The 17,884-nt window shown below is 51.9% G+C and carries 10 protein-coding genes; 7 read left to right on the top strand and 3 right to left on the bottom strand.

Annotated features, from left to right (window positions below):
• The first annotated feature begins 435 nt into the window (after positions 1 to 435).
• The 3 genes from R3B84_03660 to R3B84_03650 are packed head-to-tail and all read left to right on the top strand — an operon-like array spanning position 436 to position 8,203.
• Positions 436 to 4,293: a tetratricopeptide repeat protein gene (locus tag R3B84_03660; protein MEZ6139647.1), complete on the top strand. Its 3,858-nt coding sequence runs from the start codon at positions 436 to 438 to the stop codon at positions 4,291 to 4,293.
• Positions 4,294 to 4,295: 2 nt separating this feature from the next.
• Positions 4,296 to 6,776: a VCBS repeat-containing protein gene (locus R3B84_03655; protein MEZ6139646.1), complete on the top strand. Its 2,481-nt coding sequence runs from the start codon at positions 4,296 to 4,298 to the stop codon at positions 6,774 to 6,776.
• Positions 6,777 to 6,781: 5 nt separating this feature from the next.
• Entirely contained in the window at positions 6,782 to 8,203 is a 1,422-nt protein-coding gene (locus R3B84_03650; protein MEZ6139645.1) for a PQQ-binding-like beta-propeller repeat protein, read from the top strand.
• 22 nt (positions 8,204 to 8,225) lie between these two features.
• Here R3B84_03650 and R3B84_03645 read toward each other — a convergent pair whose 3' ends face one another.
• On the bottom strand, positions 8,226 to 9,491 hold the full coding sequence (locus R3B84_03645; protein MEZ6139644.1) for an NAD(P)/FAD-dependent oxidoreductase: 1,266 nt from the start codon (positions 9,489 to 9,491) through the stop codon (positions 8,226 to 8,228).
• A 283-nt stretch (positions 9,492 to 9,774) separates the two neighbouring features.
• On the opposite strand from R3B84_03645, the gene ggt reads away from it, so the two are divergent.
• Genes ggt through R3B84_03625 form a run of 4 tightly spaced genes read left to right on the top strand, consistent with a single transcriptional unit; the run spans position 9,775 to position 16,111 of the window.
• A complete protein-coding gene (ggt, locus tag R3B84_03640) occupies positions 9,775 to 11,436 on the top strand; it encodes a gamma-glutamyltransferase (protein MEZ6139643.1) in 1,662 nt (553 codons plus the stop codon).
• A gap of 24 nt (positions 11,437 to 11,460) precedes the next feature.
• Positions 11,461 to 13,062 carry a CRTAC1 family protein gene (locus R3B84_03635; protein MEZ6139642.1) on the top strand — a complete coding sequence of 534 codons (1,602 nt, stop codon included), beginning with the start codon at positions 11,461 to 11,463 and terminating at the stop codon, positions 13,060 to 13,062.
• A gap of 10 nt (positions 13,063 to 13,072) precedes the next feature.
• Positions 13,073 to 14,413 (top strand): hypothetical protein, encoded by a 1,341-nt coding sequence (locus R3B84_03630; protein ID MEZ6139641.1) that lies wholly within the window; start codon positions 13,073 to 13,075, stop codon positions 14,411 to 14,413.
• A gap of 48 nt (positions 14,414 to 14,461) precedes the next feature.
• The gene (locus tag R3B84_03625) at positions 14,462 to 16,111 is read left to right on the top strand and encodes a bifunctional GNAT family N-acetyltransferase/carbon-nitrogen hydrolase family protein (protein ID MEZ6139640.1); all 1,650 of its coding nucleotides are present in this window, start codon (positions 14,462 to 14,464) and stop codon (positions 16,109 to 16,111) included.
• Positions 16,112 to 16,115: 4 nt separating this feature from the next.
• On the opposite strand, the gene R3B84_03620 is transcribed toward R3B84_03625, so the two are convergent.
• Positions 16,116 to 16,877, bottom strand: a complete 762-nt coding sequence (locus R3B84_03620) for a hypothetical protein (GenBank protein MEZ6139639.1) — start codon at positions 16,875 to 16,877, stop codon at positions 16,116 to 16,118.
• Positions 16,878 to 17,276: 399 nt separating this feature from the next.
• A complete protein-coding gene (locus R3B84_03615) occupies positions 17,277 to 17,831 on the bottom strand; it encodes a hypothetical protein (protein ID MEZ6139638.1) in 555 nt (184 codons plus the stop codon).
• Positions 17,832 to 17,884 lie beyond the last annotated feature (53 nt).

The raw sequence follows: 17,884 nt of genomic DNA, 5'->3' as shown, positions 1-17,884 counted from the left end.
GGTTGGCTCGCGTGGAGGCAATTTCCGCTTGCTGAAGCATACCGCGAGTGCGAGTTTCGCCCGCTACTTTTCAAACGTTCGCAGTACGTGGCTGAACTGCTCCGCGTGTCCGAACAATATGCACAAACTCTGAACGGAAACTGACCAAGTTGAGAATATTTTCAAATTTTCAAAAAATTTACCAAAATTTCTGAAACAACTATTGTTCTGTATAGTATAATTATTTATAGTACACTGTGTGGTGGAATTTCATGCTTGTTGGCACGAATTGCACGCACAGTTTGGGGAATATACAGACAAATCGCCCCCAGAAAAGCGAATCGATCGTTGCAATCGATATTTTCCGCTTATTGGTTGACATCACCCACATTTCCATCGACAATGGTGGGGGTTGTCTCTATCCCACCTGCGATCGGCCTCACGGAGTAGAAAATCATGATCCGCAGCCTCTTCCAGTACATGGTTCATTCACTTCCGGCCTTGATCCTGCTGTCAAGTGGGGGCGCACATCTGTGCGCGCAAGTCAGTCCGGAACAACAGGCAGAAATGCTCTACCAGGGTGGGCGGAACGCACTGAAAGAAGGCAACCACGCCGTGGCAGTGCAGTTGTTCAATGAATTTCTGCAAAAGTTCAACGGCCAGCCCCAAACCAACCGTGTGCGGTACCACCTGGGCTATACGTTGCTCCAACAACAGCCCCCGGATTACCAGAAGGCACTCGAGCAGTTCAATTCCTGTGCGGATGATGGCAATCTGCCCGTGCAGAGCATTGCCCAATACTATCAGTCGTACTCCATCCGTGCGTTAGGACTGGAGGCACTGGAACAATTGGCCAGCAAGCCAAATGAAGCAGCAGCCCTGCAGCAGCGGGCGAAAGATCGTTTTCAGGAAGCAATCAATTCCTACCGCCGAGCCGCGCAGACGCTGAAGGCACAGTTAGAAAAAACGCCCACGCACGTGGTGTGGTATGCACGCTGTCTCGCAGAACAAGCCGAACTGGAAAACCGCCTGAAAAAATACGATGATGCACTGAAGACTGCGGAGCCTTTCCTGAGTGAGTTGCCCCTCGAAAAAACACCCAGCTACAGTGGGGGAGTTTTTGCCTACGCCTATGCTGCATTTCAGAAAAACGATTTTCTGGTGGCGGGGCGTGCGTTAAGCAAGTTAATGCCGTTTGATCAAACGTACCACGGTTTGCACGCACGATACTTGCTTGGAAGGGTGTATCAGGCTACTGGTCAACCTGCGGAAGCCAGACAGTTTTATGCCAAAGTGCTGGAAGATTACGAAACGCAGAAGCGCCAGGCCATTGAGAAAATCAAACAGCCCGACCAGTATCGCCAACAACCAGCAGAATGGAAACGCCTGCAGGCACTTGCGGTGGGGCCACGCCCCGATTTTGTCTTTGCCGCACAATACTATGGTGCCACCATTCTGTACGAAGAAGGGAAACCCGCCGAAGCATACACGTTGCTGGAACAATTTCTGAAAGATCAGCCGCAATCCCCACTGGCGAAGGAAGTTCGCTTGCGGATGGGCTTCTGTCAGGTGCAATTGAAACAATATCCCGAAGCACTGGCCACCTTGCAACCATTAGAAAACGAAGCCCCACTGCTCGATCAGGTGCTGTACTGGAAAGCCAAAGCACTGGCAGGTCAGGCGAACGCACTGGATGCCACGAAACAGGCAGAACGACAACAGGGTTTGCAACAGGCGATTACAATCATTCGCACTGCCGCCGACCGTGCGGCAAATCTGGCGAACACCGATCCCAGGGCCAAGATGCGGCGTGCGGAAATTCAGCAGTCGCTTGCAGAGATGTTGCAACAGACTGGCCTGCACCGAGATGCGGCGGTGGTGCTGGAAACCGTGATTAATGAAAACGCCCAGCCAGAACAAAGACCGATCCATGAATTAAGCCGTGCTCAGGCGTTTCATCTGGCGAAAGACTACGATACTTCCCGACGGCTGGCGGAAGAATGGATTGGCCGGAATCCGGAGCATTCTTTACGCACCGATGCGATGCTGCTGGTGGCAGAAAATACCTACTTCCGTGCGGTAGATGAATACAGCAAACCAGATGCGATCAAGTATCCCGATCGCTGGCAGCCCATCTATAAGGATGCTATCAAGCAGTATCAGGCCGTGTTGACCCAGGGTGGGGAATTTCCCCAGCGTTATGTGGCACGCTACAGTCTGGCGATGTCTCACTTTCGCATGGATGAATACGATCAGGCCATCAGTGAATTATCGAAGATCCCCACTACCGAGCGAATTGGGGAACTGGCTTATGTGAATTACCTGCTGGCGGACAGCTACCTGCGACAGGCACCTGCCACCGTACGTGGGGCGATTGAAACCCGCAAAGTGCTGGAACTGCTGCAAAAAGCAATAGAGCACCTGGAATCGTTCGTGGGCATCGACAGTACCAAGCCCGCCGATCAGGTGATGGCGATGTACCAGTTAGGCACTTCCCAATTGCGCGTTGCAGAACTGACGCTGGATCAGAACGAACGTGGGCCACTACTTCAGACAGCACGCCAGACGTTTGAAAAACTGCAGCAACAGTTCCCACAGCAGCCCCAGGCAACAGCCGCCATTATGGAGCGTGCCAAATGTCTGTATCTGGTGGGGGATCATGGAGGATCAATCAACGAACTGCGAAAGTTCACCCAGGACCCACAACAGCAGTCGCCTTATGCACCATTCGCTTTGATGCGGTTAGCCACGATCTTGCGGCAGCAGAATCAGGCAGAAGAAGCCGTGAAGGTGCTGCAGGCCGCCCGCGATCGCTGGGAGCAACCATTGGCACAACAGAAAGATAAACTGGCCCAGCTTCGCTATCAGCATGGCCTGGCACTGCAGCAGTGGGGTAAATATCAGGAAGCCTTCACCTTGTTCAAAACTATTCCCTCCATGGTGCCACAAAGTGATCTGTTGCTGGAAGCAGAACTCCGTGCCAGCCAGTGCCGCATTCAGGTAGTGAAAAAGCAGTTCGACGAGGCCCGGCAGAAATTACAGGAAGCTGGGAATGATGCGGGAAAAATCAGCCAGGCAAAATCTGTAGTGAATGATCGGCTGAATGATGTCATTCGTGCGGGCAGTGAAGCGTTGCAGATGGCCCAGAATACCCGCACAACGTTTTCAGCAGCACCCGCACGCGAGCGATTGTTTTACGAAGCTGCCTGGGCAGCACGTTACGCCGGTGAATACGAAATTCGTGAAGCACAGAACCGCAAGCAGAAGCAGCAATGGCTGGACTTGCGAAGTCAGGCCAAGAAAGAGCTGCCCGAAGGTGCCGATCTGCCTTACATCCCTCAACCCGTGATTGCTGTAAAAGATGTCACGGTGCAGCACGGCGAAAATGTGGCCCGCAGTTGTTACAACCACCTGATCAAGGAATTCAGCGATACGATCCTTTCGGTGGATGCCCGCCTGGAATTGGCAGAAATGCACCTGATGCGCGAAGAGTATGACCCTGCAATTCAACTCTTGAAGGATGCCAACGATCTGGAGCCTTCCGGCGATGAATTCCCCACTCAGGCGGTGTTGGATAAGGTGAAAGTTCGCCTGGGAACCTGCCTGGCAGCGAAGAAAGAATGGGACGATGCCCGCAACCACCTGGAAGCGGTGGCCAACAATGAACAGTCCCCCGTGCGTGCCCAGGCAATCCTGCAACTGGGAGAGTGCCTGCTGGCTAAGGGTGATCATCAGGATGCTGCCAAATGGTTGACGATCTTCAAAGATAACGGCCAGTTTCATTGGGTCAATGGCGTATCCGATCAGGCAGTGGTGCGGCTGGGGCAGGCACTTGCTGGCACCAAACAGTGGGATGCTGCACGCCAGGCGTACGATCTTGTCCCACAGCGATATGGAAGTAGCCGGTGGATGCCGGAAGCACGCTATGGCATGGGCTGGGCTTTCCAGCAACAAGGGCAACACGATCAGGCGGTGCAATCGTATCAGCAGGTGATCAATCTGGTCAGCAGCGATCTGGCAGCGAAAGCCCACCTGCAGATCGGGCTGTGTCGTCTGGAGCAGAAACGCTATGGAGATGCGGTCGCTGCACTTCTGATTGTGCCATACACATTTGATGAACGCGACCTTCACCCGATTGCCCTCTGTGAAGCCGCACGTGCGTTGGTAGCAGATGGCAAACCAGCCCAGGCTAAGCGATTACTGGAACGGGTGGTAAAAGACTATCCCAAAGATCCATGGGCAGCGATTGCGAAGGAACGCCTGACTGCACTGAATGCACCCACGCCAGAACCGAAACTAACACCGGAGCAATAATCATGAAACAAGTACTGATTCTGTTGCTTCCCTGCATATTGCTGGGCTGGGCAGCCCCACAAGCACATGCGTATGTGGAAATTGCCATGCCACTGAGCAGTGTCATTCAGCAGTCAGTGGTGATTGCGACGGTCCAGATTACCAAAGTGGATAAAGCAAAGAAGATTATCGTTTACCGAAAAATCAAGGACCTGAAAGGAAAGCACCCCCAGGATGAGATTCGCCACGTGCTGGAAGGGGAATTAAAGCCAGGTGAAATCAAAGCGATTCTCGATTGGGCCGAAGTCGGCAAAATTGCGGTCTTCTTTCACAACGGCAGTGCCAGCGAAATGTGCATCGATATGAATTGGTATCAGGCTTATCCACGTGGAGATTATTGGGGGATGTCCCACGGAGAGCCGTTTCTATTGCGGAGTTATGCTGGCAAAGCAGATCGGCTGCCCGCGTTAATTACGACGCTGCTTGCCGGCAACGAAGCATTAGTGCCGTGCATGGAAGACAACAAGGAACTGATTGCCAAACGCACCGCCCGCATTATGCGGATGAAAAATTCGATGAAGAATCTTGATTGGAATATCAAACGAGATTTTGTGGGCTGGGGTGCGGATGATATCCGTCGAATTGAAGGTGTGCCCGGCTTCAGCCACCTTGCCCCACTGGGCAACTTTGGTGGCACTGTGCTGGGGATATATCCGTGCGACTTCAATCTGGATGGCAAACAGGATTTCTGCATTCTTACCACGACGAAAGTGGCATTGTTTCAGCACCAGGGGGATTCGTTTGCGGAGGTGGTGCTGCCAGATCTGACTACCGCATCTGCCGTGTGTTGGGGCGATTATAATGCTGATGGTTACCACGATCTGGCCCTGGCCACCAGCACCGGCGTGCGGCTGTTTACCAATCTGCAGAACGGACAATTTCGTGATGATTCCGCGCTGATCGAAGATTCGATGAAGTGCCTGTCGGGTGTGGTGATCCGTGATTTTACAGGCGATGGCAAAGCAGACATTCTGGCCAGTAGTTGTTTTGGTGGTGTGGCACTTTACGAAAATCGCCTGCCTGCAGATGCGGTGAAGCAGTTGACCCCACCACAACTGGGCGAGTGGTGGCATATCGGCCCGTTTGATAATACTGGTGGCAAAGGCTTTGATGCGGTTTATCCACCGGAGCAACAGATCGATTTCACCCAGACAATGATGGGCAAAGGGAACCGCAAAGTTTCCTGGACGAAAAGCGAATTCAAGGATGGTCAGATCAATAACCTGGCGATCTTCAATGATCCCAACTTGAACAACGATGCAACTGTTTATGTTGCACGTGAAATTACCTGCGTGGGTATTGCCGAGATCCCACTGTCGCTGGGGTCGGATGATGGGCTGGCGGTGTTTGTCAATGGCAAGCGGGTGCTGGCAGAAAACACCAATCGAGCCTGTCTGCCAGATCAGAATCAGTTGACCATTCGTTTGCGGCCCGGCAAGAACCATCTGTTATTGAAGATTACCCAGGGCAATGGCGATTTCGCATTCTACTGCCAGCCTGGGCAGGCAAAACTGTCCGCAGCGGGCTGGTTTCAGGATGTTTCTGCCGCGTGGGGCGTTGGTCCACGTGGGCTGGGGAATCAAACAGCAATAAAGCAGCTCAAGACGATTGATTGGTTTGAGAACAATCAGCCCCAGGCGATTCTGGTAAACAATCAGCCGAAAGATTCTCTCATGCTGCAAGCCAGGAAGCCGTTTCAACAGACCCCACTTCCAGAATGGCTGCAGACAACGGGTCAAGTAGCTTGTTTCAGCGATCGTGGCAAATTGCAATATTCCTGTTTTCAACAGCAAACCATGCGTATCGTGCAGGCGGATCTGGAAAAGAAACAACTTCAACCTTTGCCAGACAAATTGCCCGCAAACGCACTGACTCATGCCCACCATATAACCTGGGGTGATCTCAACGGTGATGGACTGGCAGATTGCTACGTGGGGTGCGTGCTGGCCCCTAATCGATTATTTCTGCAACAACCGGATGGCACCTTTCAGGATGAATCCCTGGCACTTGGTGTTACACAACGCACCTGGAACAGTCAGGTTGTCGCCACCACCGACCTGAATCAGGATGGTCGGCCTGATATGTTGCTTGGGAACAGTGGGCAGGATTCAGTGGCTCTCTTTTCGCAGATTCCCACGACGAAAGATCGTACTCCCATCTCGATTCACTTTTCGGCGAATCGCCTGGGACAGATTTCCCGCTGCGAACTGGTAAATCTGCAAACCAAAGAAACGCACCGCCTGACTGCGATTGCCTGTAACGGACAGCCTGCAACATTGGTCTGCACCACCGTGACACCTGGCAAGTATCGCGTGCAATTACTGGGCGATCAAGAGCCGTTTGAGCAAACCTTCGACGTGGCAGATCAGCACACGAACGTAGTGCTGTACCAGCGAAAAACTGCCCCACCTGCAAGCCTTCCTTCCACAACGAGTTCCAAGTGATGCAAATGATGAAGCAAACGTTGATTTTCAGCATGCTGTTGGCTGGTGTGGGTTCACTGATTGGTGCCGAACACGATTGGCCAACGTATCGTGGGAATGCCCAGCGTACAGGCACCGTCGATACTGTGGCAGGACCGAAGAAGCCAGCGGTACAGTGGTTTTTGAAGTCGGAAGAAAACTTCATTGCGTCACCAGTCCCCAGTGGCCAGGAACTGTTGCTTTCCAGCATTGGTGCGTTCAACAAGCCCACGTTACTGGCACTGTCGCAGGCACCTGCCGACCGGGCGATGATTGCCCCCAGGTGGATGAAAAGTGCCCCAATGCTGAAACTACCCAGCGTCAGTGCCCCAGCGGTAGTGGGCGATTCGATTTACTTTGGGGATGGTATGCACCAGACCGATGGGGCAATTTTGTATTGTTTCCCAAGTGCAGGTGGGCATCTGACATGGGCATATGCGGTGCCCGGAGAATTGGTGCATATGGAAGGGGCCCCCACCGTTCACAACAATCGTATTTATCTTGGTGCAGGCTCTGCGGGAGTGATTTGCCTGGATGCGACCACACTGGATTTGAATGGGAAAGCTGTGCTGCCAAAAGATGTTCCAGCATTACAGGAACAACGCTGGAAAGAACTGCTGGCCAAGTACGAAAAAGAGAAGAAAGAAGATCCCGATTTTGCCGTCCCACCCACGGAAGATCAGTTGCATCGCCCACAGCCAAAGCTGGTGTGGCAGGCAGGTGCCAAAAAGTGGCATGTCGATGCACCTGTGCTGCTCGTGGGCGACCGATTGTATGTTGCATCGGCATTTCTCGATAAAGAGAAACTGGGTGAGCGGGCATTGTTCTGTCTGGATGCTGCTACGGGTAAGGAACTGTGGAAAACCCCACTGACCTATAATCCGTGGGGTGGTGCTTCGTTCGATCAGGATACGCTGATTATCACCACCAGCAGTATTTCCTACGACCCAAAATCGTTGCAGGGTTCCCGTGGAGAAATCCTGGCAATCGATCCCGCCTCTGGTAAAGTTCGCTGGCAGAAAAGTATTGCCGGTGGCATTCTGGGTTGTGCAGCACTGCGCGATGGTTCAGCCTACTTCACCTGCACTGATGGACGAGTGCGTGGAATGTCGCTGAAAGATGGTTCCCGCACGCTGCTGTACGATGCAAAGGCATCGCTGTTTGCCCCGCCGGTAGTGACCGCAGACACTGTTTTTGCTGCCGATAACGCTGGCGTCGTACATGCCATTGTTCGCAAAACCGGGCAACCCGCCTGGACCTTATCATTAAAGGACGCACCCATTCAGGCACCTGGCATGAATTACGGTGGGCTGACCTTGCATGGTGGGAAGTTGTTTCTGGCCACATGTAATCTGGAAGGTGAATTCGCCCGCCAGCCCACTTGCATCGTCTGCATCGGTGGGGAATAACGGTGATGTAAACAATGATGACTCAGGCACTGAAACGTGGAACCAGTTGTAATGCCAGCTCAGCAGCACGTCGTCCTGATTCCAACGCACCCTGGATGGAACCGTGATGAGTATGATCCCCACAGATTTGAACATTGGGTGGTAATGGAGCGGTTAGCTGCCTCATCTTCGCAAAATCTTCCACATGCTGGCGTGGTAAGGCATAGGGAATCTGATAGTGCTTTAATAATTCCCATTGTTCGGTTTGTACCCCATACCAGGAATGCAATTCCTGTTTCACCGTGGGCAGAATCTCTTCCAGTGCATGATTGCCAAGCACGGAAACGGAAATCAAGGCCCGATCTGGTGGGGCGTATTCCGGTACCACATTACTGAGCACGGCCAGATTATTGATTACCCCACTTCCTTCCCCGTTCAACACCAGATAGGGCTGTGTGAATGGTGCCTTCGGTGCGGTAAAGTACAAACAGGTGACAGACTGACCAGGAACCGTTGGGTAATCCGGAATGAACTGTTTTAATGCCGCACCTTCCACCGCCACAACCGTTTGCGGGCTGACCAGCACTTCACCGTTTTCCAGATAGATACAACCATTGGCAATACTGCGAACGGGGCAATTGAAACGAATCGTTTCTGGAGGGAGTTGATTGGCCAGTTGCTGCGGGATGGCCTGCATCCCCGCTTTAGGCAGAGTAGCATCGGAATTGGCAAACATCCGAAAGACAAACCGCATCATATTCGCATGGCTATCCAGCGAATTATCCAGGAAGATCCCTCCGAAGAACGGACGGAAAAATCGTCCGATAATCTGTGGGGAAAAACCAAATTGCTGCAATAATTGCAATGTGGTGATGTTTGGGCCGTCGAATAATTCTTCCAGAGTGCCGGAACTGACAGTTTTTCGCAAACGATCGATGCGGATTTTGTCTCCCAGAGTGCCCACAGGCGAAAGCAAGGTGGGCAGGCTGGCAAAGGGTCGCCGCCACGGATCGACAAGGCGGTAAAATTGTTTGTTCCAGCGTATCATTGCTCCTGGTTCAAACATTTGCAGGTGCAGTTGCTGATAATCCAGCATCTGCTTCGCTTCGGGATAACCCGTGATAAACACCTGAAAGCCACGGTCGAGCTGGTGCCCAGCCACAATGTCGGTGCGTATCCTCCCACCAACATGATCCGATGCCTCCAGCACCTGAATACGCACTCCTGCACGATGCAGATGGCAGGCACACGCTAAACCGGCAAGGCCCGCACCAATAATGGTAATATCTGCTTGTTGGGTTCTATTCATGATGTTGTTTTGGACGTTGGGAATGGTTGATTCAAATGGATAACGGAATTAACCATTTGCTCTAACTAGTATTTGATTATACATGTTGATCCCTTTCTGCCAAGCGAAACGTTGAAGGTTGAATGTCGCGATTTTAGACGCACGTGGGCTGGATAATATTTATGAACAAATAATGAAGAGGGTGCGAATCGCAGAAATCCATTCCTGAATAAGGAATCCATTTGTACCCACCCCTGCAAATCGGTTACGCTAGTATTAGTTCGGGCAGGCTGGGAAGAACAACATGAGATCATTGATCACTTTTTTGGGCATGCTGCTATCAGCGGTGGTGCTGCACGCTCAGAAACCACATGCGGTGGTGGAAGGCACCAATGGCATGGTGGTGTGCGTTTCGCCCGATGCAGCCGATGTGGGCGTTGCCATTCTCAAAAAGGGCGGAAATTCCGTCGATGCCAGCGTTGCGGTGGCATTGGCAATGGCAGTCACGCACCCGGAAGCGGGCAATATTGGTGGGGGTGGCTTCATGCTGGTGGCACCTGCCAACGGCAAACCAACGATGTTTGACTATCGAGAAACTGCACCGGCAGCCGCGAATGAGAAAACATTCATTAAAACTACCAACTGGCACAATCACCGTGCTGTGGGAACGCCTGGAACGGTGCATGGATTGGAAATGGCCCACAAAAAGTTTGGCAAGCTTCCCTGGAAAGAGGTGGTGCAGCCAGCAATCGATCTGGCAGAAAATGGCTTTCTGATGGATGAGTTTCTGACACGCACACTGAACAGCATTTTAAGTCGCTCGAAAGCCCACCCGGAAATGCTGCGGGTGCTGGGCAAGGACGCGGGCAAAACCCCCTGGAAGGTGGGGGATCGCTTGATTCAGCCGGAACTGGCTGCCACGCTGAAACGGATCGCAAGTGCTGGCGCCAAAGGTTTTTACGAAGGAAAAACTGCCGAACTGATTGCCAAAGAAATGGAAATCGGCAAAGGATTCATTACCGAAGCCGACCTGAAAGCTTACCGTGCGGTGGAACGCGAGGTGCTGACAGGCAGTTACCGGGGCTACACCATCATTGGTGCCGCACCACCCAGCTCGGGTGGGACCGTCCTGATTCAAATGTTGAACATGCAGGAAACCTTCGACATGAAGAATTTTCCGGCAGGTTCGGTACCTGCAAGGCACCTGCAGGCAGAAATCATGCGGCGTGCTTATCGCGATCGGGCAGCATTTCTGGGCGATCCGGCGTTTACCAAAATCCCGAACTACTTAACCAGTAAGGAGTATGCGGCGAAACTGGCAAAAACCATTTCGCTGACCAAAGCCACCCCCAGTGAAGAGCTGGCAGGTGATATTCCCTTAACCAAAGAAAGTGACAGCACCACGCACTTTTCGGTGATTGATCGCGATGGGATGGCTGTATCCAATACTTATACGCTGGAAAACAGTTACGGCTCCCGCGTGATGGTGCCTGGTACGGGGATTCTGCTGAACAACGAGATGGGCGATTTTAATTCCCGGCCTGGGATTACCGATCTGACAGGTCGCATTGGCACTCCGCCGAACCTGGTGGCACCTAGCAAGCGGATGCTCAGTTCGATGTCGCCCACGATTGTTCTGAAAAACGGAAAGCCATTTCTGATTGTCGGAAGCCCAGGTGGGCGAACCATCATCAATACAGTGTTCTGCGTGGTGACAAATGTCATCGATTACGAAATGCCGATCGATCAGGCCGTGGCATTCCCTCGCCAGCACCATCAGTGGTTCCCGGATACACTGCGAATCGAAGCCCACCACAATATCGATCTGGATGAACTAAAGAAATTGGGCCACCGAATCACGATTGGTCGGCAAGGCGACGCTCATTCGATCTACATTGATCCCAAAACCGGCAAATACTACGGTGCGGCAGACCATCGTCTGGATGGTAAAGCAGCAGGTTATTAATACCCCACCTGGAGGATGATTGATATGATCAAGCGACAGTCTGTGTTTCTGGCAGTGTTATTCTTTGGTATTGCCAGTTCCTCCCATGGTCAGGTGGTGATTCAGTTCGAAGATGTTACTGAAAAGAGTGGGATCAAGAACTTTCTGAAAGGAATGATGGGCCACGGTGCAGCGTGGGGAGATTTTGAAGATAACGGTGTCCCAGACCTGTTTGTCGGCGGTTTCTGCGACAGGCCCGATGCGGAATATGCACCTGTTAACAAGCCGGTACATAGCTATCTGTTACGACAAACCGAAGATGGCACTTTTGCCCATGTCGCAATCCCAGGGACGATGGTCTACGGCCGCACTAGTGGGGCAGTTTTTGCCGACCTCAACAACGATGGCGAACAGGAATTATTCATTTCCAACAATGCCAAAGCCAGTGCGGGCAAAACCATGGGTATCCAGGGGAAAGCCAAAGTAGAACCCTCCCGCCTGTTGCAGGATCGGGACAATTATTACTTCGACATCACTGAAAAATCGGGTGCGGTTCCCAAGGAAATGCAAACAGCCAGAAATATTGGTATTTTCGACTACAACCGAGATGGGTTACTCGATCTGCTGATCATTGAAGACCGCTTTCGCAAAAACCCCAAGTCTCGCCTGATGAAAAACCTGGGCAAATTGAAGTTTGAAGATGTCACCGAAACGGTGGGGCTGCCCAACGATCTGTTCGGACTTGGCCACGCTGTGGCAGACTGGAACAACGATGGCTTCCCCGATTTTCTGGTGGGGCACTCCAACCGTTTCTTCTTGAGTGATGGAAAGGGAAAGTACCAGGAATCCAAGAAGTTAGCAGAAACCTTTGCCTGGAAGCCACTTCACAACGAAGACTGGCCGTGTGGTGTGGCAACGGCAGATATTAATAATGATGGGCTGCTGGATATTGTGCTGGGCATTCATGGTGAGCCTGCCCGTAATCGCGTCTATCTGAACACGGGAATTGTTGCTGGGGAACCCACCTTTCGGGATATTACCAAAGAGGCTGGCCTGCCCGATTCGTTGGCAGTGAAGACCCCCCACGTGGAGTTGATTGACTTCGACAACGATGGCCGGCCCGATATTTACACCACCGCAGCATACTTGCAGGATGATGGCTCAATTCATCCCGTCATTTACCGGAATGTGACCACAGATCCCAGCAAACCACGTTTCGAAGAACAAGGTGCAACAAAAGGGAAACTGGTTTACTTCCCAGCAGGTCCATCCGCAGATTTCAACCGCGATGGGAAGCGGGATCTGTTTCTGGTGAACTGGTACCAGAACAATCACTGTCGACTACTCAAGAACAGCACTGCCGAGGTGGGGAACTGGGTGACGTTGAAAGCCACCGGCAAGAAGTTCAACAGCGATGGCATTGGCACGCGATTTGAACTGTTTGAAGCGGGTACCAAAAAGCGATTGGGCACACAGGAAATTAACGTGGGCTACGGCTATGCCAGTGGGCAGATGGCAGAATGCCACTTTGGCCTTGGAAAGCATGACCAGATTGATCTGCAGGTGCGTTTTCCGGATGGCACCACACACCTGATAGAAAAACTGCCTGTCAACAAACTCCACATCATCCAACCCACCGACAAATGAGGATTACTTCATGAGAATTCAGTCATTTATTCTGCTTTTTGGCATGATCGTGCCATTACAGGCACAGGATGGGGAACGTTTTCCACCAAAATTGCCCAACGGCCAGACAGCAATCACCTTAAGCGATCCTGCGTTCCTGAAAGCACCGGTGGATCTTCCCAAAGAGGTGGGGATCGCCAAAACAGTCCCCACGGTCGATTTCCAGTTCTATCCCGGACAAACCTATGCGGGGAAGCCCTGGTCCAACTGGGGCGATGGGCTGGCAATTGATGGCAAATATTACTCGGCCATTGGCGACCACCTGGCACCGCACGGCAATGCGTATGTGTATGAATACGATGATGCCACCAAAACCCTGAAGCAACTGGTGGATGTGCGGAAATTATTAAAACTTCCTGAAGGCCATTACACGCCGGGCAAAATCCACAGTCGTATCGACCTGGGCAGCGATGGCTGGCTCTATTTTGCCACGCACCGTGGCTCGACGCGGATTACCACGGCACAGTACCACTATCAGGGGGACTGGATCATTCGGCACCATCCACAGAAAGGACTTACGGAAATTGTCAAGCACGCCCCACTGCCATTTCAGTGCATGCCCACCAGCGTGCTGGATCCGCAACGCTTAATCTTCTACGCGGGCACCCAGGATGGGGCAAATGTGAAGAAACCACAGTTCCTGGCCTACGATGTGAAGGACAACAAATTAGTTTTTTCTCATGAAGTGGGCCCCGCACGATATATGATCTTCGCACCTTCCACAGGGCGTGTCTATTTCCACCAGCGACCTGAAGGGAAGGATAAAGCCGATGCAGTGGAAGCTCTCTATCGCTTTGACCCCGCGAAACCGGATCAGTTGACCCCAATCGATGCCAAAATTGTGCTGCGGGCAGCCACTGAAGAAAGCAAATCGGGCAAAGTCTACACCATCGACCGCAATCAACTGTGGGTGTTCGATACCAAAACCGAAAAAGCGGAACTAATTGGCGATCCCACGATTGGTGGGCCGGATTATGTGACGTCGATCGATCTCGATCCGAAAACCGAACGATATCTGTATTACATCCCTGGTGCCCACGGTGGTGCGGAACGAATTGGCACACCCTTGGTGCAGTTCGACCTGAAAACGAAAACAAAAAAAGTAATTGCATTTCTTTATGCTCCCATCCATGCCAAGGCTGGGTTTGTGCCGATCGGCACTTTCAGTACGGCTGTATCTCCTGATGGTGCAAGGGTTTACGTCACCTGGAACGGTGCCACCCAGATCCCCAGCCCACTGCCAAAGAAGGTGCCATTCGAAGTCTGTGCATTCAGTGTGGTGCACATTCCCGCTTCGGAACGCCTACCATAAAGAAAGACGACATCTCTGACAGATGATGAATTAATTTTCACTAATATTATGGCAAAATCAAAGAAGAAAGAAGCCCGCGATGGCGTGCACGTGCGTCTGCTGCGTGCGGATGATATCACGTTGCTGGTGGAATTGAACAAGGCTGCCTATCCCACAATGGCTGAAGAAAATGTGGTCTGGGGCGAGACCCACCTGCTCAGCCACTTGCGGCAATTTCCTGAAGGGCAATTTGTTGCGGAAGTGGCCGGAAAAATTGTCGGGGCCTGCTCTTCCTTGATTGTCAATCTTGGTTCCGAACCACTGCGGAACCACACCTGGTCGGGAATTACAGATAGCGGCTATTTCACTAACCACGACCCACAGGGCGATACGCTTTACGGTGCCGATGTTTATGTCCACCCCGAAACACGTGGCCTGGGGGTGGGGGCTGCTTTGTATGCTGCGCGTCGCGAATTGTGTAAACGGAAGAACCTGCGGCGGATTCTGGCAGGGGGCAGGTTATGGAATTACATCGATTACGCCGACCGCTACTCTCCCGAAGAATATGCCGCCCGCGTGGTGGCTGGCGAAATTCGCGATCTGGTGTTGAGTTTTCAACTGCGTGAAGGCTTCAGTTTCCGTGGGGTGATGCCGAACTATCTGCGTGATCCACGAAGTAAGAACAATTCCAGCTTGATTGAATGGCTAAATCCGGATTATCGCCCACCCAAAAAAGGCCCTCGCAAGGTGCGGGTGGCGTGCGTGCAATACCAGATGCGAAAAATAAAATCGTTCAAAGGGTTTGCACGTCAGGTGGAATACTTTGTCGATGTGGCAGGGGATTACGGTTCGGATTATGTGCTGTTTCCGGAACTGTTTACGGTGCAGCTACTTTCTCAGGTGGATGCTTTGTCGCCCCAGGAAGGGATGAAAAAACTTGCGGAATATACCCCAAGGCTCATTGAAATGTTCCGTGAGTTGTCGATGAAATATGGTTTGACGATTATCGGTGGCAGCCACCCGGTCTTCAAAGGCGATAAGCTGGAAAATATCTGCCATGTTTTCCTGCCGGATGGGCGGGTCATTGAGCAACCCAAACTGCATATCACACCCAACGAGCGCAAATGGTGGGGCATTACCGGCGGGGATCGCCTGGTAGTGATTGATACCCCAGGTGGGGCTCGCATTGGTGTATCGATCTGTTATGATGTCGAATTCCCGGAACTGGTGCGGTATCTGGCCGATGAGGGAATTGAAATCCTGTTTGTGCCATTCTGCACCGATAACCGCCAGGGTTACCTGCGGGTGCGGCTCTGTGCCCACGCGCGGGCGATTGAAAACCAGATTTATGTCTGTCTGGCAGGGAACGTGGGCAATTTGCCCGATGTAACCAACATGGATGTGCAGTATGGTCAGGCCGCTGTGCTGACACCGTCGGATTTTCCGTTCGCCCGCGATGGTATTGCTGCAGAAGCGGATGCCAACGAAGAAACGGTATTGATCTGCGATCTCGATCTGGACGACCTGATGGAAGCCCGCCACGCAGGCACTGTCACCCCACGACTGGATCGGCGACCGGATATGTTCCAGCAGATTACCGTGATTCCTGGAGTGCAACAGAAGCACCGCAAAGATAATGAAGGGCCACTAGGCGATCAGAAGATTGTCAATCCGGTGGATCCGTTGCTGGATGCCCCACCGGACAATGTCGTAAGCTGATGCATTAATCGTCTGAGGATGGTTTGGAAAATTCCTTGTCATCAAACTTCTGGTTCAACTGGTATGAAGAAACTTCCATGGTGATGTATGGTTTCCCATCACGGGTGATGGTAAGTTTCTTTGGCTGGCGGCTGCCTTTATCTTCATGATCGGTCATGGTGGTCACTTCGGTCACTTCTTCTCCCGCCTGAAAGTCTTTTACCACGGAAGTCGCTTGCACCAACAGGTAACTTTTTTTGTCGAAACAGATGTTGATGGCACGGAACTTAGGATGTTCCACACGGATACAGATCGCATCTTTCCCGTTTACTTTCTCTTCTCCAACCACACTCAGTTTGTATTTTTTGTCCAGTAGTGGGAAGAGGTTAAGTGCCGCGTTCTGATGCCCCTGCTGCATTGCTTCGGCAACCTGGTCTTTGTCCATTTCGATAATGTTGTCGGCTACTTTGGCCCAGCCTTTGTCTTTGCTGATCACGTTGACGATCGCAATGTTCATGTTGTTGACATCGATTTCCATCGCCACTTTGAAATATTCCGAACCTTTGGCTTTCACTTCACCAGCAAACTTCAGGTCCATGCCGTTGGTGCTGATGGTGCCCGAAAACTGGGCACTGTGGGATTCCAGCTTTTTGAGCTCTTCCACCCCACCGTGGGCCTTGATTGCTTTTTCGAGCACCGCACGTGCTTCTTTTTCATCCGCCACCAGTGGGGATGAAATCACACCGACAAGCACCGCACCCAAACCAAAAATGAACACATTTCTCATCAGATTTCCTCATAAGAGTCACAAAGTCATTCGGATGCGAAGAAGGAGGATTTAAATTATGAGAAAGAATTCATCAAAAATTGCTTCTTGATAAGATGAGAAAGCTCCTGAAAGCCGTCATTCCCGCGCAGGCGGGAATCCAGGGCTCTAAACTTAAATTGGTATCCAGAACCTGCCAAATATGAAAAAAATGGATTCCCGCCTGCGAGGGAATGGGCTGGGGGGTTGCATTTTTTGACCTCACCCCGGCTACGCCACCCCTCTCCTCGCAGGAGAGGGGAATGAATGTGCGGACGACTTGCTCCCCTTCCCTGCGAGGGAAGGGGGGTTGGGGGGTTAGGTTGCTTTCATCGCCCACAGCATCAAAATGCGGCAGATGAATTCCACATGCATAGTCAGTCACACGATGATATCTTCTGAAGTAAAGGTAGATTCGACCTTCCCTGCCACTTCCTGAAACAACCAGATCAGTGGGTCGCGGGCTTTGCCGATCGTGCAACCATCGATGATGTTGAATGCCAGAAACAGATTCCAATCTCCAATCGCCTGCAACAAAGCATCGAATCGTGCCTGGTTATAGATCCCTTTACTTTCAAATTGGCGAAATAGTGCGTACGGTTCATCGTGGAACTGCACCATTGCCAGCAGGTCCGCATCATCACAATACTTGGCAAGAAATGCACGTGCCAGCGAGGCATGGCTTTCCGGATCGAGTATTGGCACACCGGGCTTTGATTCCGCCTTAAAGCTATCGTGGGTGTGAATCAAGAGTTTCAGCTTCCAGTACTCTTCTTCAGACAACTTTGGTCGGAGCTGTTCCAGATTGGGTTCAATTTCAGCGATATGGGCACGGACAGTCCCTTCGGGGTGGCCAGGGCGGGCACGTCCCCAATCAAGATTCTGGTGATATCGTTCATCCTGCAGAATCAGTTCAAAAATGCTTCGATAATCCATGGGCTTTTCCTTCAAGGACAATATTTCTCCCTTAATTTTCATGGAATCGAGAC

It is taken from the genome of Zavarzinella sp. (assembly GCA_041399155.1).
GTDB lineage: Bacteria > Planctomycetota > Planctomycetia > Gemmatales > Gemmataceae > JAWKTI01.
This window is presented reverse-complemented; position numbering and strand designations above follow the sequence as displayed.

Coding starts and splice junctions, on each gene's coding strand:
- R3B84_03660 (MEZ6139647.1), top strand. CDS start 436: ATGATCCGCAGCCTCTTCCAGTACATGGTTCATTCACTTCCGGCCTTG.
- R3B84_03655 (MEZ6139646.1), top strand. CDS start 4,296: ATGAAACAAGTACTGATTCTGTTGCTTCCCTGCATATTGCTGGGCTGG.
- R3B84_03650 (MEZ6139645.1), top strand. CDS start 6,782: ATGATGAAGCAAACGTTGATTTTCAGCATGCTGTTGGCTGGTGTGGGT.
- R3B84_03645 (MEZ6139644.1), bottom strand. CDS start 9,491: ATGAATAGAACCCAACAAGCAGATATTACCATTATTGGTGCGGGCCTT.
- ggt (MEZ6139643.1), top strand. CDS start 9,775: ATGAGATCATTGATCACTTTTTTGGGCATGCTGCTATCAGCGGTGGTG.
- R3B84_03635 (MEZ6139642.1), top strand. CDS start 11,461: ATGATCAAGCGACAGTCTGTGTTTCTGGCAGTGTTATTCTTTGGTATT.
- R3B84_03630 (MEZ6139641.1), top strand. CDS start 13,073: ATGAGAATTCAGTCATTTATTCTGCTTTTTGGCATGATCGTGCCATTA.
- R3B84_03625 (MEZ6139640.1), top strand. CDS start 14,462: ATGGCAAAATCAAAGAAGAAAGAAGCCCGCGATGGCGTGCACGTGCGT.
- R3B84_03620 (MEZ6139639.1), bottom strand. CDS start 16,877: ATGAGAAATGTGTTCATTTTTGGTTTGGGTGCGGTGCTTGTCGGTGTG.
- R3B84_03615 (MEZ6139638.1), bottom strand. CDS start 17,831: ATGGATTATCGAAGCATTTTTGAACTGATTCTGCAGGATGAACGATAT.